This window comes from Rhizobium sp. EC-SD404, from assembly GCF_902498825.1.
Taxonomy (GTDB): domain Bacteria; phylum Pseudomonadota; class Alphaproteobacteria; order Rhizobiales; family Rhizobiaceae; genus Georhizobium.
In genome coordinates this window covers 600,635-623,156 of sequence record NZ_LR701459.1, presented here as the reverse complement: position 1 = coordinate 623,156, position 22,522 = coordinate 600,635, and the positions used below count along the sequence as shown (strand labels likewise).

The window sequence follows — 22,522 nt, the reverse complement described above, 5'->3', positions numbered from 1 at the left end:
CAACGGTTCTGTTAATCCGCTTCTTATAAACGCGTTCCATCCCGCTTTGTCATAATTTTGAATTTCCTGCTGTATCAGGCCCGGAACTTTCGACCGTCCGTCACGTATATGAGAAGCCGAGAGCCGTCGTCTCGGCGCCGGGACCTCGCCTCGATACCAATCCGCTTTGGGCTGTTGGTCGTAGTGCATGGCAAATGCGATGCGGCGGCATCAGCAAAAGGCGAGCTTTGGCGTGAACATCAGCGTGGACATGGATGCATTGAAGACTGCAAAATCTGACCAGATCGTGGTGGTCGGTCAGTTGGGCCAGACACTCGATGGACGCATTGCCTGCGCCAACGGTGCATCCAAATACATCAATGGCTCCGATGCGCTCGATCACCTGCACGCGTTACGGGCAGAGGCGGATGCGATCATCGTCGGCGTTGGAACCGTCGTCGCGGACGACCCGCAGTTGACGGTACGCCGCTGCAATGGTTCTTCGCCGCGCGCCGTGGTGATCGATCCGGGCCGCCGCACGCCGCCCGACGCTCGCCTTTTCGATGCCCACACGGAAAAGCCGCTCTTCATCCGTCGCGAAGGCGACGTGCAACATGAGGACGAGATCGGGGTCGCCACGCTTCCGCTCGCTGACGGCGAAGACAAGCCCATGCTCGACCCCGTAGCCGTGGTCAACGCGCTGGCAGCGAGGGGCTATCGCCGTATCCTCGTCGAAGGCGGAGCCTCCACGCTCTCGCATTTCATCAATCACCGCGCGATCGACAAGCTCCACATCCTGATGGCGCCGATCATCCTCGGATCCGGCGTCAGCGGCCTGAACCTGACCCCCATCGACAGCCTGAATGGCGCCATCCGACCGGACGTGCGTTTGATCCGTTTCGACGATGGCGACGTGCTATACGAATGCACCATGCAGAGCGTTTGGTCCGCGGCCTGAAGTCATGGCCTGACCCAGCCTCATTATCTGGAGGTCGCAGTCCGATGATACGCAGGACATATCACCCGGCACAACGCTTTCTGCACTGGACGATCTTTCTCCTGATCCTCGTCGGCTTCCCTTTGGGCCTCATCATGGTCGAGAGGGACTTCAACCCGGTCACCGACGTGATGTACACCCTGCACTGGTCGATCGGCCTGACAGTGCTGACCCTGATGGTTCTGCGGGTTGCATCCCGCCTCGCCTTTTCAGGACCCAAGCCCGCCGCGGTGCTGACCGGATGGCAGCGCACGCTGTCCCATCTGGTGCATGTCGGCCTCTATGTCATGCTGTTCGTCGTGCCGATCCTCGGCTGGCTCGGCAAATCGGCCTATGGAGCGGGCGCGCAGGGGATCAACGTCTTCTACCTGTTCCACGTCCCCGTCCTGCTCGAAAAGGACGAGGATCTCGCCGAAACGCTGCTTTTTGCCCACGAAATCGCGTCGAAAGTGTTCCTCGTGCTGCTCGTGTTGCACGTCGCCGGGGCGCTTTACCACGCCTTCGTCAAGCGCGACGGGGTGGTCGGCCGCATGGGCATCGGCAAGCGGGTGGCAGAACCGGAAGCCTGAGCTTCCCTCGCCGCATTCGCTTCAGCCAGTCAGACCGGGCGTGCGAAGATATCTTCGTGGCCGATCATGACGGATTCGGCCATTTTACGCGACGTGAGCCAGCCATCGCGCACATCAGCCGTCGGTTCGGGATGCGCCGCAATACCATCGGCGATCCCTGTCGCCAGAGCCTCGATCAGGGGGCGATCGGCCGGCCCCAGATGCCAGTCGCTCGTTCCCCGCGTCACGGTAAAGGCCCCGGCAAGCTTTTGCGCGAGGTAGTCGGTCGCATCCGGACCTAGCGCGCGGCCAAACCCTTTGTCGCGACGCTGATCCGCAAGAAACGCCTGAAGCACACCATGGTCTGCCGCATGCGGCGGCGACCACGTCTCGGTGCCCGAATAATTTAGCGCAAATAGAACTGCAGTCCTATGCTGGGCGGCGGCGTGCGCCATCCAGTCGAGCCATTCGGCCGAAACGAGATCGATCAGCGCCGAGCCGGTGACCACGTCGGCGCGGGCCATATAGCCGTTCAATGCCGAGCGGTCGGCGAGATTGGCCTGCTCGAACGCAACGCCGATGCCTTGGTCGATGAGACCCGACAGTTCCAGACGCGCACGATCGATAAGTTGGCTATCAGCATCGACGAGAACCCAGTTTTGCCGGAGCTCCGGATTCGCCTTCGCGATCGCCGGTGCAAGTGCGCGCGCGGTCGACCCCGTGCCGGCGCCCATGTCGACGATCACCGCCTCGCCTGTCAGCGCGGCCATATGAGCGAGAAAGGCGGCTTGAACCTCCGCATTGCGCGAGGCGTGATCGGCAGGTTCCCGCAAAGCCAGCCAGTCGGCGGCAAAGCCCTTGATTTCGGACATATCGGTCATGCTGAAGCCTTTCGCCGCACGGTGTCGTTGATGAGCGCGGCCGTTTCCGGCCAGTCCGGTAGGGACTGCCCGACGCGATATGCGCCGTCGGCGAGCCTGTCCCGATGAGCGCCGTCACGGATCAATATTTCCAGCGCCTCCGTCAGCGCATCGATGTCGCCCGGCGCGACGAGCGTGCCCGCTTCGGCGGGAACGAGATCCGGCACGGCGCCTGCGCGATATCCGACGATGGGAAGACCCGCCGCCATCGCCTCGGCAAACGCCATTCCGTATCCCTCATAATAGGATGCCAGTGCAAAGATCGAGGACTGCGCAAACAGCCGATCGAGGTCCTCGCCACCAAGCGCGCCTGGAACATGAATGCGATCTTCAAGACCCTCGGCTGCGATCGCCCACCGGATGTCGTCGGCGGTTTGCGGCGACGCCGATGCGGAACCGACGATGTGCGCCGTCCAATCATGGTCCTTGAGCCTCGCCAGCGCCGCAATCAGATCGAGATGGCCCTTGCGCGGCGTCAGCGAGCCGAGCGACAGGATCGTAGGCCGAGTAGCGGCCGTCGCCCTTGGTCGCCGCTTGGTGCCGGGAACGGCGACGGTTACGTTGCTATCCGCCACATCGAACAGATCGATGACCGTCCGCGCCGTCTCCGCACTCGTCACGACCACATGCGCGCAGGCATCGACGGCGGCTCTCTCGGTCTCGATCAGAGACTTCGCCTGGGTTTCGTCCAATCCCGTCTCTAGGCCAAGGGGATGATGGAGCAGGACAACGAAACGTCGCTGAAGCCTGTCGATCAGAGCCTTAGGCATCGCCCCATAAGCAAGGCCGTCGATCAGTATCGGCTGATCCGCATCGATCGCCGCGATCGTCCGTTCCGTCGTTTCCAGCGAGGCGCTCGAAGGAAACGGATAGTCGCCCGGCAGAACCACATGCTCGAACGGCACGCCGGAAGCGCGCCATGCGGCCATGACCTCCCTGGCGTAGCCATAGCCCCCGGACAGGGTGTCGATGTCGCCCGGAATAACGAACGCAATCGGCTTCGTCGCCGAAGCCTCGTTGCCTGGCATGATCAGAGGGTCCCGTTGTAGCCGGCGCGGGCAAAATGGGATTCGTGGAGATAGACGCGGATCTGCTTGATGTTCTCCGATCCCTCACCGAGTCCGCCGCTGCGCGCCGTTTCGGCCAGTTCGTCGAAGATATGACGCGCCAGGAACTCCGTCGTCGTGATCTGGCCCTTGAAGGCGGGGATTTCGTCGAGGTTCTGGTAGTTCAGCGGCTTCAGCGTTGCCGCAAGCGCCTCCATCGCCTTGCCGATATCGACGACCACGTTCTTATCGGTCAGGCGATCGGCGACGAACTGCACATCGACCGTGAAGGTCGCGCCGTGCATGCCCTGCGCCGGGCCGAAGAACGGATCGGGCAACGAGTGGGCGATCATGATGGAGTCACGCAGTTCGACGAAATATTCCGACAATGCTCAGTCCTCGTAAAAAATGGAGATGTGTTCAAGGTTCAAAGATAGGACACGGCTGTCGCCAGACCATCCGCTTTCGGATCGAGAATATTCCCGATCTGGTACGGCAGGTCGGCGAAGGCGACATCGCCGGTGATCAGACGATCGTATTTGTCGTCGAGCAGAAGCCTCATCGCCATTTCGAGACGCCGCTTGTACGACCAGCGCACGCGACGCGAAGGCGACACCATTCCGACCTGGGACGACTTCAAGACGAGCCGGCGGCTGTGGAAGGCGCCGCCAAGCGGGACGCTGGGCGTGTTGGCACCGAACCAGCTCGCCTCGACGACCGTCGCCTCCGTCCCGGCCAATGACAGCGCCGTCGCAAGCCCAGCTTCGCTCGCACTCGTGTGGATGACGATGTCGCGATCGCCGGTCGCGCGGTCCGGGGTGGCGAAGCCGGCGCCTAGAGCGCGGACGACAGCTTCCCGGGCGCCATCGATATCGACGATCTCGACATCCGTGCCGGCAATGTCGGACACGACTCCCCCAACCAGCAGCCCAAGCACACCACCACCGACGACGGAGATCCGGTCGCCAGGCCCAGCGCCGCTATCCCAGGCGATATTGAGGGCCGTCTCCATGTTGGCTGTCAGAACGGCACGACGGGGATCGAGCCCATCCGGCAGCGCGGTCAGCGCCTCTCGCGGAACCTCCACGTGATCCTGATGCGGGAACAGGCCGAAATAGGATTGCGTGATGTCGCCAACGACCTGCCCTACCCAGGAGTAACCGTAGCCGACGGGAAATGGGAAATCGCCATGCTGGAAAGGTCCGCGCATGCGCTCGTGTTCGCTGGGCGGAACCAGGCCGTTGAAAACAAGCCTTTCCGTGCCGCGGCTGATGCCGGAATGCTGTGCCTTCAGCATAACCAGATTATCCCCGTCGCCGAGACGGCGTGGGGCCCGGCGAAGTTCGACCTTTCCAGGCGAAACATAGGTGAGACAGGACGCCTGAGCGCCCTCGGCATTCTTTGTATCCGGCATCAAGTCGGCCCGATGCTTCGAGTGCCGGCAACCCCATCATTACGGGTGCCTGGCGGCGAGCTCAGCGTTTCGACCACGCGTCCTCGAAAAACGCCCATGCGTTCCGCCACCGCGTCGTCCGGTGGGGTCATCCCGGCCGTGAAGCCGAGCGCTTCGGAAAGATCCAACACGATCTGCGCATCGTCGGAAATGATGTGAATTGGCACGTCGCGATTGTCCGTTTCGCCGGTGATGATGCGGGCAGGTTGATGGTCGCCGAGAATGATCAGAACGAACTCGTCGGCAAGCCGTTCCGCGATATAGGAATCGAGATTTTCCAGGGCATATTCGATCGACAGGCGAAATTGCGTGCGCACGCGCTCCGGATCGGCCCAGACTTCCTGCGGCGTCGCGCCGTCCTGCGCCTGTTCGGAGAAGACCGAGCCATCGCCGACGGCTTCCCAGTCGATGACGCGCGGAATGGGCGTCCACGGAGCGTGGCTCGAAATGAGTGCCACCTCGGCAAAGAGCGGCTCGTCCCGATCCGCCAACCGCTCGAAGCGGTCGAGCGCCGAAAGCGTGTACTGATCGGGCATCGTCACCCAATTGAACGGCAGGCCCTCATAACCGAGATTGGGCTCGTCATAGACCACGTCGTAACCGAGCGCCGTGCCTTCGGGCCAGGCCATCGTGATCGCCGGCATCACCGCCACAGTCCGATAGCCTGCGCGGTTGAAATCATCGACCAGTGTCTGCCGATTCTTGACCAGCATCGAATTGTAGCGCCGCTGATTGTCGACCCAGAGCCCGGCAAGCGTCGAGGCATGACCGAGCCAGCTCTGGCCACCCGATACGGGCGAGGTGAGAAAGCCGCTCGCCGCATGGAGGCCATGATCGTCGACCGTCTGGCCGAGCTGCGTCAGAAGCGGCCGAATGGACGGCGCGTAGAGCGGATTGTCGAGCACGGTGCGGCCATAGGATTCGACGAAGAACAGCAGCACATCTCGACCACCTAGCCGCGACATCAGCACATCGTCGGCGATATCGGCCGCCGGATCGTTGCTGGCTTCGCGATCGAATTCCTCGAGATCCTTGAGGCTAGCGGCAAAGGACGTCGCGTGACGCTCCATGAGCCCCGTGGTCGATGCGGTGAGGAAATGCAGGTTCTGGGACTGCGGATAAAGCGTGGGCACCTGCCAACCGACCAAGAGCAGGGCTCCCGCAATGATCACGGCAGAGAGGCGATGGCGCCTGACGCCTGAAGCAGTGATCCCGACAAGCACGCCGGAAAGCACAATGATCAGCCCGATCAGGAGAACGACGGCGATGGTCAGCCCGATGGCAGCGGCTTGGCCGAGTGTTCCGACCGCCAGATCCCAAACGGCGTTCAACAGATGCGCGTCGAGAACCGGATTAAACGGCCGCGCCATGGCTTCGAACGCCGCCATGTCCGCAAGCTTCACGATCAGAACGATGGCGAGCAGGATCGCCGCGCCCCATCGTATAAGCGGCCGTATCACGCCCGGCAGGATCGCAAGCGCGATGATCAGGACGAGCAGTTCGATCGGAACGGCTGCAAAGGCACCAAGCGTGAGGCGGGATTGGTCGTTGGGCAGCAAAAGTGCCGCCGCGATTGCCAGAACCGCCGCGATCAGCAACAAAACGCTGAAGCCTCGACGGCCGCCGGACCGCTCGGACTTTTCATTGTCCAATCGAAATCTATCTACCATCACTTCAACGATCCGAATTGAGGAACCACGACCTCCTCCGGGTCGCGCAGCATCATTCCCGGCTCGCGGCCGAAAAGACCCAAGAACAGGCGAGCGTTACGTTTCTCAACATGCCAGATCGTCATAAACTTGTCATACGGCTGCTCGCCGTCGTTGGACTTCTCGTCGCAGTCGCTTTTGCCGTCGATTTGAACGCGGCGATGGCAAGCCTGCTCGATGCCGACCTTTCCCTGACGATCCTCGCGATCATCCTCGTGCAAGGCCAGATCGTGCTTTCGGCCTATCGCTGGCACTTCACGACGAAGCGACTCGGCCGTCCCCTCCCCATCCGTCGAGCCATTTCGGAGTATTATCTGGCAAGCCTCCTGAACATGGTCCTGCCGGGCGGCGTCGGTGGTGACGCCGTACGCGCAACGCGGGAAGGCCAGGCCCGTGACGGTGCCGGCGAAAAGGCCTACGGCGTGGCGGCAAGCGCCGTCGTTCTCGAGCGACTGGCCGGCCAGGTGGCGTTTTTCATGGTCGCCGCCATCGGCATCGCCTGCTGGCCTCTGCTTTTGGGAGAAACGCTGCCGGTCGGAACCGGCTGGCTGCTTGCCGCACCACCGTTGATCTTCGGCGCGCTTGTCCTTCTCGCCTGGATCGGCACGCGGCTGGCTCCGCGGCCCCTTGCCAACTGGCTGAAAACGCTCGGCCCATCGATCAGAAAGGCATGGCTGACGGATGGCGCGTGGCTCGTCCAAGGCATGCTGAGCCTTGCGATCGCGCTTCTCTATATCGCCGTTTTCGCACTCGCCTCGGCTGCCATCGGCGCGCCGCTCGGTCTGCTCGCAGCTGCAGCGCTCATTCCGCTGGTGCTTTTGACGATGTTGGTGCCGATCTCCATAGGCGGCTTCGGCTTGCGAGAAGGGGCAGCCGCCGCTCTGTGGCCGCTGGCCGGGTTTACAGGCTCCGATGGGTTGGCGGCGGCGCTGCTCTACGGCGTCGTCAGCATCGTCGGCGCCCTGCCCGGTGCGCTCGTGCTGCTCAAGCGATCTTCAGCGGCCTCCAGCCGGGCGTAGATGTCACCGGACCCGTGGGCGGATGCACGGGTCAATGCGGCCTGCATGTCGGCGGCGGAAAGCCAGTGCGGTTCGGCAAAAACATGGCGTTCGCCAATTACCCAGTTGAAGCGATAGCGACCAAGCGTCTCGAGCCTTTCGATGCAGGCGCGCGCGCCATCCAGCGCCTCGGGAATGTATTCGAAGGCGACGATGGGGATCGGCTGGCTGAGGCCTGCGAGAATGTCGGACTCGAGCCCTTCGACGTCGATCTTGCAGAAACTCGGTAGGCCATGTGTTTCGATCAGCGCATCAAGCGTCGTCACGGGCACTTCGACCGCCTCGTCCCAATCGACGGACGAAAACGCCTTGGTCTTGCCGACGGTATCGATCCAGTCGCGTGACATCGTCGTTACCGTTGGATGGCGCCTCGAAATGTGAAGCGTCAGCCGGCCGCTTTCGGAGCCCACGGCAGCGCCCACGATCTCGATGTCGGCGGAGCGGACGAAGCGGCGAAGAAAATCGAGAAACACCGGCTGTGGTTCGAGCGCAATGACACGGGCCCCTGCTTTCACCATCGCCCGTGAGCGACTGCCGACATGCGCCCCAACGTCGAAGCACAAATCTCCCGGCGTTAGAAGCTTGCTGTAGAACGCCGCGAGACGTCGCTGCTTCCAAGGCTGACCGCGATAGATGACGAGCGAGCGGACCAGACCGGCGAGCGTGCGGATATCCATCAGGCCCGGCCCTCCTGCTGTCCGCCCAGTCGTCCGCGATGCCTGAACAACCAGGCGATATCGATGGCGAACGAACCGATGATGGCGGCAAGCGCAAAACCCGCGACGCTCGAGGCGGCCGCGCCGGCGATTGGAGGCATGGCAAGCAGACAGAGGGCCGCGCCTTGGATGACACAAACGGTCTTGCGGCGCATCGACGGCGACAAGGGGCTATCGAGCCACGGCAGCAGGTAGGATGCGCCGACGAAGAGATAGCGCATGCCGCCGATGAGCAGGACCCAGGGACCCACCTTGTCCAGGACCAGCGCCAGCACAGACAGAATGAGGATCAGGAGCGCATCGCTTTCCATGTCGAAACGCGCGCCAAAATCGGAACGGGGGCCGAAGCGCCGCGCCAGCCAGCCATCGACACCGTCGAGCACGACGGCGAGCGTTGCGATGCCGGCGAAGAACCAGGCAAGCTGCGGGCTCGGTTGCAGCGTCCACAGCGAAATCTCGGCGGTGTAACCGGCAACGAGAGCCGCCAGCACCGTTCGCATCAGCGTCACCGTATTGGGCCAGCCGAAAACGCGATACGGATGATGCGCGAGAATGCGCGAAAGGACGATCGCCCCGACCGTGGCGTAAATCGCAAGAGACGTCATGGCGCTGATGAGCCCCAGCGTGGCCCAACTGGACACGAACGCATTGGCGACCACCAGCGCAACGCCGGCACCCACCAAGGCGAAGACGGTCTGACGATAAAGATTGCGTGCAGGCAGTTCTGGCGATACGGCGGTTTTGACGCCCGGATTCTTCTTTTTCATGTGTGCCTTTACGCAACTGTCACAATCGCCGGATCACTTGGACCCGATATCTGATTCGATCGGCAATCGCACAAGCTGCCGGATATCCACCGGAACCGCATCGACGCCTGTGTGTTTTAGCATTTCGTTACCTGAAGGAGTTGACCGCGGGCACGGTTGACCCTGACTCCACTTCCTATTTCCCACCGATCCGGAGCAACTTGATGGCGAAGAGCGTGAAGTACGATGGCGACCTTTTCGCGACCCATCCCGACGGGATGGATTTCACTCCCGGACACAAGGTAGAGCCGCTTATCGGCGGCATGGAAACGTATGCGGCGCTTGAAGAAGCGATCGATGGGGCGAAATCATCCGTCCACATGGCCTATTGGACGCTGGAGCCATCCATCAAGACCACGGGCAAGGTGAAGGCCAAGACGCTCAGCGGCCTCCTGCAGGATGTCGTGGAACGTGGCGTCGACCTGCGCATCGTGGTGGCTGATTTCGATCCCGTAATCGGCACCGTTTATCATCTCGATGCGTGGAAAGCCTACCGGAAGCTGCATGCCGTCGCCGACGCGCTGCCGGAGGATAAGAAGCGCCACCTGTCCATCATGTGCTCACGCCACGATACGCGCTGGGGCCCGGCAGCCCGAACCGCGGCCCAGCCTATACTGCGCTGGAAGCTCGCGGAGAAGGTCAACACCATCAATGCCTTCAAGACCAAGAAGGAAAAGGTGGCCTATCTCGAAGCAGCACCTGGCCTGTGGCCTTTCGTCAATTTCGACGGAAAGACGTGTTCGATCAAACCAACGGCGTTCCCCGGATTCTATCCGGCGGCTCATCACGAAAAATTGTGCGTCATCGACGACGAAATCGTCTTTCTCGGCGGCCTGGATATCACCACCAAGCGCAAGGACGACTGGGAACACGACAACGCCTTTCCGTGGCATGACGTGGCCTGCCGACTGGAAGGCCCGGTCGCCAAGTTCTTTGCCCGCCATTTTCGAAGCCGGTGGAACGAGGAACGCAAAGACAGCATCGAGTTCCTGAAATCGCTGAAGGCGCCGGATGGAATCAAGCAAATGCCCAACGGCATCACGATCCCCGAGCTGGCCACGGAAGTACCCGAGACGAAGCCCATCAAGGGCGGCGTCGAAGTGAAGCCGATGCGCACGGTCTCCAAGCAGAGCCGGTCGTGGCTGTCTCGATCGCCGACGACCCAGATCACCGAGATCCGTGAAACCTATCTCGACATCATCTCGAAGGCCGAGGACTTCATCTACATCGAGAACCAGTACATCCGCTCGACGGCGATCGCCGAGGCGCTGTCCAAGCGTGCCAAACAAAAGAAGCAGCTCGAGCTGATGATGGTGTTGCCCCTCATCCCCGAAGATGCGTTCGTCGAAGACGAGCCCAACATCGCCACGCGTCATGGGCAGTATCTGCGCGAGAAGAACACCGACATGCTCTACGACGCCTTCGGTGATCGGCTGGGCATCTACTGCATGCAGATGCCGCGCGACGACAAGCTTCCTGATCCGGAAGAGGACGATCCCGACGAGATCATCAAGAACACGATCTACATTCATGCCAAGACAATGGTCTGCGACGACAAGATCGCGATCATCGGCTCCGCCAACCTGAATGACCGCAGCCTCGTGACGGACACGGAAACCGCGATCGCATGGCGCGGCGGGGATTCCGTGAAGAAGTTCCGCGTGCGGCTTTGGGAGCACGCTCTGGACATGGACACGTCGAAATGGACGTCCGAACATCTCAAGCGCTGGAATGGCATCGCGTTGAAGAATGCCAAGGGCACGGCCGAAGAACGTCAGGGCTTCATCGTCCCGCTGCCACGCCATCACCTCGACGCGCACGCCAAGAAGTCTTGGCTCGTCCCGGACGAACTCGTCTGATCAAACGAAAAGAGCGGCCACAGGGGCCGCTCTTTCCAAGTTTGTCCGCCGAAAGGTTCTATTCGGCAGCGATCTGACGTTCGTGGCGACCTTCTTCGATCTCCTCGACGATCTTGGCGTTGAACGCCGGCAGATCCTTGGGATTGCGCGAGGTAATCACCGCTTCGTCCGTGACCACTTCCTGATCGCTCCAGTTCGCACCGGCGTTGATCAAGTCGGTCTTGATGGAGCCATACGACGTGACGTTGCGGCCGCGCACGACGTCGGCTTCGACGAGAAGCCACGGGCCGTGGCAGATCGCCGCCAGCGTCTTGCCGGATTCGGCGAAATCGCGAACGAATTTGACGGCTTTCTCTTCCACGCGCAGCAAGTCGGGATTGATCTGGCCGCCCGGAAGAACGAGCGCGTCGTAGTCGCTGACACTCACCTCGTCGAGGGTCTTGTCCACGGTGACACTGTCACCCCAGTTGTCTTCGTCCCAGCTCTTGATCTCACCGGACTTTAACGAAACGACGTCGACCTTCGCGCCCTTGGACTTTAGAAAATCCAGCGGCTCGCGCAGTTCAGAACGCTCGTAACCATCGGTTGCCAGGATCGCGACTTTTGCAGATTCGATTTTGGGCATGCTCGTCTCCTTTGAATGAGAGCCTCCCCCCGTCTGCCTGTCCAACGCACCGCCCATGGCGACCGTTCCGTCTGGAACAGAAGAAAAGGCGTCGGGAAATTCTGATGCAACCTCTGAGACATGCGCCCATCGTCGTATATCCAAAAACGCATCGTCTCGTTGCATCGTGGACCGAATCCCATAAATTCTCACGGCGCCCCAGGCGCACAATGCAGAAGCTTCGACCAAAGCTATCCAAGGACCCGCCAGGTGACTGTCAGCGCCCTTCTTGCCGCAATCGACCGCATCGACAATGCCGAGACCGTGGAGGAAGTGACGCGAATCCTTCAGGAGGCGCTCGCATCCTACGGCATTGCCTACCACGGCCTGGTCAGAGCCCAGCTTCCCCATGAACCGTTAGACGACGCCCTCCTGTCTGGCGTCCTGCCCGAGGGATGGGCGGCAACCTATGTGAAACGTAAGTATCTGCTTATAGATCCGGTCGTGAGGCATCTCGGCCAATCACGCTCGGGCTTCCGCTGGCAGACCGCTGCTGAACTTCATGCGAACGGAAAGCACGGCAAGCGCATGGACCGCATGATGGCAGAAGCCAGCAAAGCCGGCCTCAAGGACGGCTATAGTTTCCCGGTCCATGGCCGCCGGGGCTTGCTCGCTCATCTCAGCATCGGCGGTGATCCTGTCGACCTGAGCAGGACAGATCTCGCTGTGATCGGAGCCCTCGCGAGCAAGGCGTACTGGCACACTGTCGATCTGAAGGGATTGGGACGTGGCCATCCGCTGGACGCCCTGAACGACGTCAAACTCACCCATCGGGAGATGGAATCGTTGCATTACCTGACCGACGGCATGACCTCCCCGGAAATCGCGGCGGTCCTGGAAATCTCCAACCATACAGTCGACTGGTACATGAACGGCATCCAGCAGAAGCTGAAGGCCAAGAACCGGCATCACGCCGTTGCGCTTGCCTTCCGGCTCGGTCTCGTGTCCTGACGATCTGTTTGCAGCGCAACAATTCTGCGTTAGACAGTCAGGATCGAGTTGCCGGCACTTCGAAGTGCCAACATGGGGAGTTGCGCTGTGCCGATTTCGAAGATTCTCGTTGCCAACCGCTCCGAAATCGCAATCCGCGTCTTCCGCGCCGCCAACGAGCTCGGCATCAAGACCGTCGCCATCTGGGCGGAGGAAGACAAGCTCGCCCTGCACCGCTTCAAGGCCGATGAAAGCTACCAGGTGGGCCGCGGCCCGCATCTGGAGCGCGATCTCGGACCCATCGAAAGCTACCTGTCGATCGATGAGGTGATCCGCGTCGCAAAGCTCTCCGGAGCCGATGCGATCCACCCCGGCTACGGCCTGTTGTCCGAAAGCCCGGAATTTGCCGACGCATGCGCCGAACACGGCATCATCTTCATTGGCCCGAGCCCGGATACGATGCGTCGGCTGGGCAACAAGGTCGCCGCCCGCAATTTGGCCATCGAAGTCGGGGTCCCGGTCGTGCCGGCCACCGAGCCTCTGCCGGACGACATGGACGAAGTGGGCCGAATGGCGGAAGCGATCGGCTACCCGCTCATGCTGAAGGCGTCCTGGGGCGGCGGCGGACGCGGCATGCGCGTCATCCGCCAAGCGTCCGATCTGGCCCGTGAGGTAACGGAAGGCAAGCGCGAGGCGAAAGCGGCCTTCGGCAAGGACGAGGTCTATCTCGAAAAGCTCGTCGAGCGCGCCCGCCACGTGGAAAGCCAGATCCTCGGCGACACCCATGGCACAGTGGTCGATCTCTTCGAGCGCGACTGCTCCATCCAGCGCCGCAACCAGAAGGTGGTCGAGCGCGCGCCCGCGCCTTATCTCTCCGCCGAGAAGCGAGCCGAAATTGCGGGATACTCCCGCAAGATTGCGGAAGTCACGTCTTATGTCGGCGCTGGCACCGTCGAATTCCTGATGGATGCCGATACCGAAGAATTCTACTTCATCGAGGTCAATCCGCGCATTCAGGTGGAGCACACGGTCACCGAGGAAGTGACCGGCATCGACATCGTCAAGGCGCAGATCCGCATCCTTGAAGGCAAGAAGATCGGCACGCCGGAATCGGGTGTTCCGCGCCAGGAAGACATCAAGCTGAACGGCCACGCCCTGCAGTGCCGCATCACGACCGAAGATCCGGAGCAGAACTTCATTCCCGACTACGGCCGCATCACCGCCTATCGCGGCGCGACCGGCTTTGGCATCCGCCTCGATGGCGGCACAGCCTACTCGGGCGCCATCATCACGCGCTTCTATGATCCGCTGCTTGAAAAAGTCACCGCATGGGCGCCGACGTCGGAAGAAGCCATCCTGCGCATGGACCGGGCACTGCGCGAATTCCGTATCCGTGGCATCGCCACCAACCTGACCTTTCTCGAAGCGATCATTGGCCACCCGAAATTCCGCGACAATTCCTATACGACCCGCTTCATCGACGAGACCCCGGAGTTGTTCGAGCAAGTCGGTCGTCAGGACCGCGCCACCAAGCTTCTGACCTACCTCGCCGACGTGACGGTCAACGGCCATCCCGAGGTGAAGGGCCGTCCCGTGCCGGCGGAAGCGGCGGCGCCGCGCATTCCCCATGTGGGCAAGAAGGAGATTCCGGACGGTACCAAGCAGCGCCTCGATACGCTCGGCCCTGAAAAATTCGCCGAATGGATGCGCGGCGAAACGCGCGTGCTTTTGACCGACACGACCATGCGCGACGGCCACCAGTCGCTTCTGGCAACCCGCATGCGCACCTACGACATCGCGCGTATTTCCGATACCTATGCCCGCGCGCTTCCCGAACTCTTCTCGCTGGAGTGCTGGGGCGGCGCGACGTTCGACGTGTCCATGCGCTTCCTGACGGAAGACCCCTGGGAGCGCCTCGACCTCGTGCGCAAGGGCGCGCCGAACATCCTGCTGCAGATGCTACTGCGCGGCGCCAACGGCGTCGGCTACAAGAACTATCCCGACAATGTCGTGCGCCACTTCGTGGAGCAGGCGGCCAAGGGCGGCATCGACGTCTTCCGCGTTTTCGATTGCCTCAATTGGGTTGAGAATATGCGCGTAGCCATGGATGCGGTGCGCGAGACCGGCAGGCTGTGCGAAGCGGCGATCTGCTATACCGGCAACATCCTCGATCCGGAGCGCGCCAAATACGATCTTGCCTACTACACCAAGCTCGCCCAGGAGCTTGAAGCGGCAGGCGCCAACATCATCGCGCTGAAGGACATGGCGGGGCTGCTGAAGCCCGCCGCCGCGCGCGTGCTCTTCAAGGCTTTGCGCGACACGACCGATCTGCCGATCCATTTCCATACCCACGACACCTCAGGCATCGCGGGCGCCACGGTTCTGGCGGCCGTCGATGCCGGCGTCGACGTCATCGACGCGGCGATGGATGCACTGTCCGGCAACACCTCGCAGCCCTGCCTCGGCTCGATCGTGGAAGCGCTGCGCAACACCGAGCGCGATCCCGGTCTCGACCCCGAATGGATCCGCCGGATTTCCTTCTACTGGGAAGCCGTGCGCAACCAGTATGCCGCATTCGAAAGCGACCTGCGCGGCCCTGCTTCAGAAGTCTACCTGCACGAGATGCCGGGCGGCCAGTTCACCAACCTCAAGGAACAGGCCCGCTCGCTCGGGCTCGAGACCCGCTGGCACGAAGTGGCCCAGGCCTATGCGGACGCCAACCGCATGTTCGGCGACATCGTGAAGGTGACGCCTTCCTCCAAGGTCGTCGGCGATATGGCGCTGATGATGGTCTCGCAGGATCTGTCAGTGGCCGACGTCGAGAACCCGGGCAAGGACATCTCTTTCCCGGAATCGGTCGTGTCGATGATGCGTGGTGATCTCGGCCAGCCGCCGTCCGGGTGGCCCGCAGCGCTGCAGAAGAAGATACTGAAGGACGAGAAGCCCTTCACCGAAAGGCCCGGTGCGCTCTTGGAGCCTGCCGATCTAGCCGTCGAGCGCAAGGCGATCGAAGAGACGCTGGAACGCGACGTCGACGAGTTCGAATTCGCATCCTATCTCATGTACCCGAAGGTCTTCACCGATTTCGCGCTCGCCGCTGAGACCTACGGCCCGGTCAGCGTGTTGCCGACACCGGCCTATTTCTACGGCCTCGATGTCGGCGAAGAGCTGTTCGTCGATCTCGAAAAAGGCAAGACGCTGGTCGTGCGCAATCAGGCGATCGGCGAGACCAACGACAAGGGCATGATCACGGTCTTCTTCGAGCTCAACGGCCAACCACGCCGCGTGAAGGTGCCTGACCGCGCCCACGGAGCCGGCGGAAACGGCGTCAAGCGCAAGGCGGAAGCCGGCAACGACCACCATATCGGCGCGCCGATGCCGGGCGTTGTGTCGGCGATCGCCGTCTCGGCCGGTCAGAAGGTGGAATCGGGCGACGTCATCCTGTCCATCGAAGCCATGAAGATGGAAACGGCGATCCACGCCGACCGTGACGGGGTCATCGGTGAAGTGCTCGTGAAAGCCGGCGACCAGATCGATGCCAAGGATCTGCTCGCAACCTACGCAGCGGAATGATCTGCCATCAATCGTGAAGTTCGGGCAGGCGAGAACGCGCGCCTGCCCCATTTCCAACGCGATCAAATCGATTTAATAGAGCCCGAAGAGCCTCGGCCCGGGAAAAAGTGACATGCACGGCACAACAGGACACACCAGCGCGACGACCGGCTTCTTTCCAAGCCATCGGGCCGCGATTTCCGCTCTCTTCTTCGCCAACGGGTTCATCGTCGGCAGCTGGGCACCAAAAATCCCGGACTTTGCCAGTCGTCTCGGCTTGAGCGAAAGCCAGCTTGGCTTGATGATCCTCGTCTTCGGTCTGGGCTCGCTCGTGATGATGCCGGTCGGCGGCGCCATGGTCGCCCGTCTCGGCTCCGCATTCGTCACGCGCATCACCGCAATCGCCTGCATCCCGGCGCTGCTTCTGCTGACGCTGGCACCGACCGTTCCCGCAGCCGTTGTCGTCATCTTCTTCTTCGGTGGCCTGATTGGCGCAATGGATGTTGCGATGAACGCCAACGCCGTCCACGTCGAAAAGTCCATGCGCCGCGCGATCATGTCGTCCTGCCATGGCTTCTGGAGCTTGGGCGGCCTTGTCGGCGCGGCCCTCGGGGGCGTGCTCATTGCGGCCTTCGGCACGACGAACCATGTGATCATCGTGACGGTCGTTCTCGCCGCCATCGTCTTCCTCGCGCTCCGCTTCGTCAGCGGCGACGCACAGCCGGAAACTGCGGAAAAGCAGCCTCTTCGCCTGCCGAAAAGCGTGCTGCCTTATCTGATCGGTATCATGGCGCTTTTTTCCATGACGCCTGAAGGCGCGATTCTCGACTGGGGCGCGCTCTATCTGCGCCAGGAACTGGACGCGACGCTCGCTCTGTCCGGCATGGCCTTCGGCGCATTCTCGGCCGCCATGGCAGTCATGCGGTTCGCCGGCGACCCCATCCGCGACCGTCTGGGAGCGGTTCTGACGCTGCGGATCTGCACGTTGTTCGCCATCGTCGGTATGCTGGTGGCAGGTCAGGCACCGAACGCGACTGTCGCGGTCATCGGCTTTGCTATCGCCGGCATCGGCATTTCCAACATGGTGCCGATCGCCTTTTCGGCAGCCGGCAATCTGCCGGGCTTCGCGCAGGGCATCGCGCTGTCGGTCGTCACCTTCATGGGCTATTCGGGCATCCTGGTGGCGCCGTCCGTCATCGGCTTCATCGCCGAGCACACGGGCTTTGCCGCCGTCTTCACCGCCCTGCCGATCCTGTTCATCGTCGTCCTGGCTCTGTCCTCGCTCGCCCGCCATGGAGACATGCAGAAGGATTGACGCGATCGTTTATTGAGTGAGCCCGTGTCAGTAAGGCAGCCCGACATAATTCTCCGCAAGCGAGGCTGATGCCGCCTCCGAATGCACGAGATAGTCGAGTTCGGCCTCCTGGATGCGCTGGCCGAACGGACCCGTATCGTCGAAGCGGTGCATCATCGTCGTCATCCACCAGGAGAACCGCACGGCCTTCCAGACGCGGGCAAGCGCACGCGCCGAATAGGCGTCAAGCGCGGCCTGGGACTTCTCCAGATAGTGTTCGCGAAGACCGTCCATGACGTAGTGCACGTCCGACACGGCGAGGTTCAGACCCTTGGCCCCTGTCGGTGGAACGATATGCGCCGCATCGCCCACGAGGAACAGCCGTCCGAAACGCATCGGCTCGGCGACGAACGAGCGCAGCGGCGCGATCGATTTCTCGAATGAGGGGCCTGTCGTCAGCGCTTCCCCGACATCCTGGGGCAACCGGCGGCGCAGCTCGTCCCAGAAGCGCTCGTCGGACCACTCTTCCACCTTGTCGTCGAGCGAGCACTGAACGTAGTACCGGCTGCGGCTGAGCGAGCGCATGGAGCAGAGCGCAAAGCCGCGAGGATGGTTTGCATAGATCAGTTCATGGCTGACCGGCTTCACATCGGCCAGGATGCCGAGCCAGCCGAAGGGATAGACCTTCTCGAACAGCTTGATCGCATTTTCGGGCACCGCCTTTCGGCTTGGCCCGTGATAACCGTCGCAGCCGATGATGAAATCGCAGTCGATCCGGTGCTCCACACCATCCTTGCGATAGGTGACGTAGGGTTTTTCGCTATCGAAATCATGCGGCTGTACGTCCTCGGCGTCGTAGATCGAGGTTGCGCCATCGCGCGCGCGCTGGTCGAGAAGATCGTGCGTCACCTCAGTCTGGCCGTAGACCATGACCTTCTTGCCGCCCGTCAGGCCTTCGAGATCGATGCGGTGGCGCCGCCCGTCGAAGGTGAGGTCGAAACCCGAATGTGGCAGGCCTTCGCGGTGCATGCGCTCTGCAACGCCTGCTTCTTCCAGCATCCGCACCGTGCCCTCTTCCAGAACACCGGCACGCACGCGCTCCAGGATATAGGCCGCATCGACGCGGTCGAGGATGATGCTGTCGATGCCCGCCTGGGTGAGAAGCCGGCCGAGCAGCAGTCCTGACGGCCCCGAGCCGATGATCGCGACCTGCGTGCGGATGACGGACACCGAGAGCTCCTTCAATTCAATCTGTACCTGCCGGCAAGATGTCTTTTGTGGGTGGCACGGCAAATGGACGGAGCTTGCATTGATGTGGACTTTTCCGCCATCTCGATCCAAGTAGACCCATGCGCATCATTCCGACCTACGATCTCTACGGCGAGGACCGATCCGACCAATCCTCCGGTACGCCGGAGTTTTTACTGCATTGCGAGGATATCTACGAGCGCTCGCGCATGCATGGCTGGGAGATCAAGCCGCATCGGCATCGCAGCTACTTTCAAATTCTGCACATTCGCTCCGGCACCGCGGAGCTTGGCGACGGGCGAGTGCATCACCGGCTCGCATTGCCGTGCCTCGTCATGGTGCCGGTCGGCACCGTGCATGGCTTCCGCTTCTCCAACGACGTCGAAGGCTTCGTGCTCACCATTGCCGCATCGCGGCTTGCGACCTTGCTCGCAGTGGATCTCTCGCCGGCGTTGAACACACCGACGGTCCAGGTCGAGCCGCTGGATGACGATCTGCCGGCGCACTCCGCCGTTCATGCCATGCTTCGAGAAATCCAGGCAGAATACGCAGCTAGGCGACCAGGCTATGCAGCACTCATCGAGAGTCTTCTCACCGCATCGCTGATCCGCACCATCCGGCAACGCACGACGGACACAGACGCCCCGGAGCAGCGCGACAAGGATCGCGTGCGGCTCGATCGGCTGACACAGCTCGTCGAGCGCCATTACCGAGAACACCGTCCGGTCGGCTTCTATGCCCGTGAGCTGGGTCTTTCACCGACCCATCTCAACCGCATTTTGAAAAGCGCCGAGAACCGCACCGTACAGCGGCTTCTGGCAGACCGGCTGATCAACGATGCCAAGCGCAGCCTCATCTTCAGCGTTCAGCCGATCAAGGCGATCGCGCTGGGGCTCGGCTTTACGGATACGGCCTATTTCACGCGCTTCTTCCAGCGCGAGACGGGACTTCAGCCGACCGCGTATCGGCTGAAGAACCAGGATCGCCAACCTCAGTAAAGAAGCCGGACGAGAACAAGCGAGATGCTCGGAAAAATGACGAGGATCGCCGTGCGGATGATATCCGAGGCGACGAACGGCATCACCGCCGCATAGGTGGCGGAAATCCGCGTTTCCTTCGACATCGAATTGATGACGAAGAGGTTCATCCCGACAGGTGGCGTTATCAGCCCCACCTCCACGACGATCAGGATGAGGATGCCGAACCAGAGGGCGAACTCTTCTGCCGTGAGGCCGAAATCCAGCACCGATACGATCGGGAAGAAGATCGGCACCGTGAGCAGGATCATGGAGAGCGAATCCATGAAGCAGCCCATGACGAGGTAGAGAACGAGGATGATCGTCAGAACCATCCAGGGACTGAAGCCCTGTTCGGTCACGAACGCGGCCATGGTCTGCGGCAGCTGCGACAAGGCGAGAAAGCTGTTGAAGACCGCAGCACCCAGCACGATGAAGAAGATCATGCCCGTGGCGCCGGCCGTCGACACGATCGCCTCCTTCAGCGTGGTCCAGTTGAGACCACGGTTGAGAAGCGCGATCACGCCGGTCCCGAACGCGCCCACGGCGGCAGCCTCCGTCGGCGTGAAGACGCCGGTATAGATGCCGCCGATCACCGCAACGAAGACGATGAGAACGGGCCAGATGCCGAGAAGAGCGCGGAACCGCTCTGAATAGGGTGCACGGTCGCGCTTGCCCACCGCTTCGGGCTTAACCCGAGCATAGATGGCGATCACGATGATGTAGCCAATGGCGGCCAGCACGCCCGGAAGGAACGCCGCAGCAAACAGCTTGGCGATGTTCTGCTCGGTGAGGATCGCATAGATGACCAGGATGACCGATGGCGGAATGAGGATGCCGAGCGTGCCGCCGGCAGCGAGCGTCGCGGTCGAAAGCCCGCCGGCATAGCCGTAGCGTTTGAGCTCCGGCAGTGCGACCTTGCCCATTGTGGCGGCCGTTGCCAGCGACGACCCGCAGATGGCACCGAAGCCGGCACAGGCACCGATCGCAGCCATGGCAACGCCACCCTTGCGATGGCCGAGCCAGGTTTCAGCCGCCCGGAACAGGGCCTGCGACATGCCGCCCAGCGCCGCGAACTGCCCCATGAGCAGGAACAGCGGGATGATCGACAGCGAATAGGAGGAGAACGTGCCGTAGGTCAGGTTCTTCAGCTGCGCCATGATCATCAGAAGCGAACCGTTGAGCGCAAAGCTGCCGCCGATCCCGACGAGCAACATCGCCAGACCGATCGGAATTCTGAGGAAGATCAGAACCAGCAGGACCGGGAACGACCAGAGGCCGATTTCGAAATTCGTCACGCGATCGGACCTTGAGACTGCGAAAGAACGGGAGGCGCAGCATCAGGCCGCACAAGCGCCCTGATGCTGGCAATGAGGCAATAGACGGCGACGATGACGAAGCCGACGGCACCGACGAGGCCCAGCGCATAAGCCCACCAGACCGGATACTGCAGAATGAAGGACGTCTCGCGATAGGCGAGTTTGTCGAGCGTGCCGAGCCAATGCTGATAGGTGAGCACGCTGGCGACCAGCAACATCAGCGCATCGACGATCACATCAATGACGCGATTGACGACCGGCGAAAACCGCATGGTCAGGATTTCGACGGAAGCATGCTCGCGGTTGAGATGACACCACGCGAGAAAGCTGAACACGGCAAAGCCGGTCGCCGCTTCGACGAGTTCGAAGTCGCCCGGGACAGGCCGAAGCCCCAAGGAAATCAGCGCCCGGCCGGAAATCGAGACGATGGTCATCAGGGTTATGAAGACCAGTGCCAATCCACCGGCGATCGCAAGCGTCAGCGCCAGATACCGTACGGCTTTCCCAAGCGTCGCCATCGTGTGCAGATCCTCCTACCGTCACCATCCACCCTGGTGTCTGCGGCCCTATCTATTGCGACGCAACGAGAAAGGGCAAGTCCGGCGATTTACCAGACTTGCCCGTTTCCGATGGATTATTTCGCCACAGGCCTCGATCGGCCCCTTGGACAGCCGGTCAGACGAAGAATTGACCGCCATTGGCGGAAATCGTGGAGCCGTTGAGGAAGCCGGCTTCGTCGGATGCAAGGAAGACGACGCAACGGGCAATTTCCTCAGGCTCGCCGAGCCGGCCGGCAGGAATGTTCGCGATGATCGATTCCCGCACCTTTTCCGGCACGGCCATGACCATCTCGGTGGCGATATAGCCCGGGCAGATGGCGTTGACCGTGATGCCGGCGCGCGCGCCTTCCTGTGCAAGAGCCTTGGTGAAGCCGAGATCGCCGGCTTTGGCGGCGGAATAGTTCGCTTGGCCCATCTGGCCCTTTTGGCCATTGATCGACGAAATGTTGATCACGCGGCCGAACTTGCGGTCGCGCATACCCGTCCAGACCGGGTGGGTCATGTTGAACAGGCCGGTCAGGTTGGTGTTGATCACGTCGTTCCACATGTCGGGCGTCATCTTGTGGAACATGGAATCGCGCGTGATGCCCGCATTGTTGACGAGCACGTCGATCGGGCCGATTTCGGCTTCGACCTTGGCGATGCCTTCCTTGCAGGCGTCATAGCTGGAGACGTCCCACTTGAAGACGGCGATGCCCGTTTCCTGCTTGAACGCCGCGGCCTTCTCGTCATTTCCGGCATAGGTCGCTGCGACCGTATAGCCGGCATCTTTCAACGCCTTGGAAATCGCCGCGCCAATCCCACGCGAACCACCCGTCACCAATGCTACTCGTGCCATTCTCTGCCAT

The 22,522-nt window shown here is 61.8% G+C and carries 20 protein-coding genes; 8 read left to right on the top strand and 12 right to left on the bottom strand.

Features of this window, described 5'->3' with window-relative positions:
* Window positions 1-232: 232 nt before the first annotated feature.
* Window positions 233-937, top strand: a complete 705-nt coding sequence (locus GC125_RS03985; protein ID WP_286165356.1) for a RibD family protein — start codon at window positions 233-235, stop codon at window positions 935-937.
* Between the two features lie 44 nt (window positions 938-981).
* Window positions 982-1,545, top strand: a complete 564-nt coding sequence (locus GC125_RS03980; RefSeq protein WP_151984143.1) for a cytochrome b — start codon at window positions 982-984, stop codon at window positions 1,543-1,545.
* 29 nt (window positions 1,546-1,574) lie between these two features.
* On the opposite strand, the gene GC125_RS03975 is transcribed toward GC125_RS03980, so the two are convergent.
* From GC125_RS03975 to GC125_RS03955, 5 genes are all read right to left on the bottom strand, one after another.
* Entirely contained in the window at window positions 1,575-2,405 is an 831-nt protein-coding gene (locus GC125_RS03975) for a class I SAM-dependent methyltransferase (RefSeq protein ID WP_151984142.1), read from the bottom strand.
* Window positions 2,402-3,472, bottom strand: coding sequence for a glycosyltransferase family 4 protein (locus GC125_RS03970; RefSeq protein WP_151984141.1), 1,071 nt, complete (start codon window positions 3,470-3,472; stop codon window positions 2,402-2,404). Before GC125_RS03970 ends, GC125_RS03975 begins: the two co-directional genes overlap by 4 nt.
* A 2-nt stretch (window positions 3,473-3,474) precedes the next feature.
* Complete coding sequence (locus tag GC125_RS03965) at window positions 3,475-3,843, bottom strand: 6-pyruvoyl trahydropterin synthase family protein (RefSeq protein ID WP_151987528.1); 369 nt, start codon at window positions 3,841-3,843, stop codon at window positions 3,475-3,477.
* 74 nt (window positions 3,844-3,917) lie between these two features.
* On the bottom strand, window positions 3,918-4,904 hold the full coding sequence (locus GC125_RS03960) for a zinc-dependent alcohol dehydrogenase (protein WP_151984140.1): 987 nt from the start codon (window positions 4,902-4,904) through the stop codon (window positions 3,918-3,920).
* Window positions 4,904-6,613, bottom strand: coding sequence for a sulfatase-like hydrolase/transferase (locus GC125_RS03955; RefSeq protein WP_151984139.1), 1,710 nt, complete (start codon window positions 6,611-6,613; stop codon window positions 4,904-4,906). The genes GC125_RS03960 and GC125_RS03955 overlap by 1 nt, the downstream gene beginning before the upstream one ends.
* Before the next feature lie 110 nt (window positions 6,614-6,723).
* Between GC125_RS03955 and GC125_RS03950 the strand changes: the two genes are divergently transcribed.
* Window positions 6,724-7,671 carry a lysylphosphatidylglycerol synthase transmembrane domain-containing protein gene (locus GC125_RS03950; protein ID WP_151984138.1) on the top strand — a complete coding sequence of 316 codons (948 nt, stop codon included), beginning with the start codon at window positions 6,724-6,726 and terminating at the stop codon, window positions 7,669-7,671.
* Here the strand turns inward: GC125_RS03950 and GC125_RS03945 are convergent.
* Entirely contained in the window at window positions 7,587-8,387 is an 801-nt protein-coding gene (locus GC125_RS03945; protein ID WP_151984137.1) for an FkbM family methyltransferase, read from the bottom strand. The genes GC125_RS03950 and GC125_RS03945 overlap by 85 nt on opposite strands.
* Window positions 8,387-9,193, bottom strand: a complete 807-nt coding sequence (locus tag GC125_RS03940) for a CDP-alcohol phosphatidyltransferase family protein (RefSeq protein ID WP_151984136.1) — start codon at window positions 9,191-9,193, stop codon at window positions 8,387-8,389. The genes GC125_RS03945 and GC125_RS03940 overlap by 1 nt, the downstream gene beginning before the upstream one ends.
* Window positions 9,194-9,396: 203 nt before the next feature.
* On the opposite strand from GC125_RS03940, the gene GC125_RS03935 reads away from it, so the two are divergent.
* On the top strand, window positions 9,397-11,091 hold the full coding sequence (locus GC125_RS03935; RefSeq protein WP_151984135.1) for a phospholipase D-like domain-containing protein: 1,695 nt from the start codon (window positions 9,397-9,399) through the stop codon (window positions 11,089-11,091).
* Window positions 11,092-11,149: 58 nt separating this feature from the next.
* On the opposite strand, the gene GC125_RS03930 is transcribed toward GC125_RS03935, so the two are convergent.
* A complete protein-coding gene (locus GC125_RS03930; RefSeq protein WP_151984134.1) occupies window positions 11,150-11,716 on the bottom strand; it encodes a type 1 glutamine amidotransferase domain-containing protein in 567 nt (188 codons plus the stop codon).
* Between the two features lie 249 nt (window positions 11,717-11,965).
* Here GC125_RS03930 and GC125_RS03925 point away from each other — a divergent pair, with 249 nt between their 5' ends.
* From GC125_RS03925 to GC125_RS03915, 3 genes are all read left to right on the top strand, one after another.
* On the top strand, window positions 11,966-12,706 hold the full coding sequence (locus GC125_RS03925; protein WP_199864430.1) for a LuxR family transcriptional regulator: 741 nt from the start codon (window positions 11,966-11,968) through the stop codon (window positions 12,704-12,706).
* A gap of 87 nt (window positions 12,707-12,793) precedes the next feature.
* A complete protein-coding gene (pyc, locus tag GC125_RS03920) occupies window positions 12,794-16,258 on the top strand; it encodes a pyruvate carboxylase (RefSeq protein ID WP_151984132.1) in 3,465 nt (1,154 codons plus the stop codon).
* A gap of 112 nt (window positions 16,259-16,370) precedes the next feature.
* Window positions 16,371-17,552, top strand: a complete 1,182-nt coding sequence (locus GC125_RS03915; RefSeq protein WP_151984131.1) for an MFS transporter — start codon at window positions 16,371-16,373, stop codon at window positions 17,550-17,552.
* 27 nt (window positions 17,553-17,579) lie between these two features.
* On the opposite strand, the gene pobA is transcribed toward GC125_RS03915, so the two are convergent.
* Window positions 17,580-18,752, bottom strand: a complete 1,173-nt coding sequence (pobA, locus tag GC125_RS03910) for a 4-hydroxybenzoate 3-monooxygenase (RefSeq protein WP_151987526.1) — start codon at window positions 18,750-18,752, stop codon at window positions 17,580-17,582.
* A 128-nt stretch (window positions 18,753-18,880) separates the two neighbouring features.
* Between pobA and GC125_RS03905 the strand changes: the two genes are divergently transcribed.
* Window positions 18,881-19,777 carry a helix-turn-helix domain-containing protein gene (locus GC125_RS03905; protein WP_151984130.1) on the top strand — a complete coding sequence of 299 codons (897 nt, stop codon included), beginning with the start codon at window positions 18,881-18,883 and terminating at the stop codon, window positions 19,775-19,777.
* Here GC125_RS03905 and GC125_RS03900 read toward each other — a convergent pair.
* The 3 genes from GC125_RS03900 to GC125_RS03890 form a co-directional block, all read right to left on the bottom strand.
* Window positions 19,771-21,093, bottom strand: coding sequence for a TRAP transporter large permease (locus GC125_RS03900; RefSeq protein ID WP_151984129.1), 1,323 nt, complete (start codon window positions 21,091-21,093; stop codon window positions 19,771-19,773). The genes GC125_RS03905 and GC125_RS03900 overlap by 7 nt on opposite strands.
* Entirely contained in the window at window positions 21,090-21,632 is a 543-nt protein-coding gene (locus GC125_RS03895) for a TRAP transporter small permease (protein WP_151984128.1), read from the bottom strand. The genes GC125_RS03900 and GC125_RS03895 overlap by 4 nt, the downstream gene beginning before the upstream one ends.
* 157 nt (window positions 21,633-21,789) lie before the next feature.
* Window positions 21,790-22,512 carry a beta-ketoacyl-ACP reductase gene (locus GC125_RS03890; protein ID WP_151984127.1) on the bottom strand — a complete coding sequence of 241 codons (723 nt, stop codon included), beginning with the start codon at window positions 22,510-22,512 and terminating at the stop codon, window positions 21,790-21,792.
* Window positions 22,513-22,522: the final 10 nt, after the last annotated feature.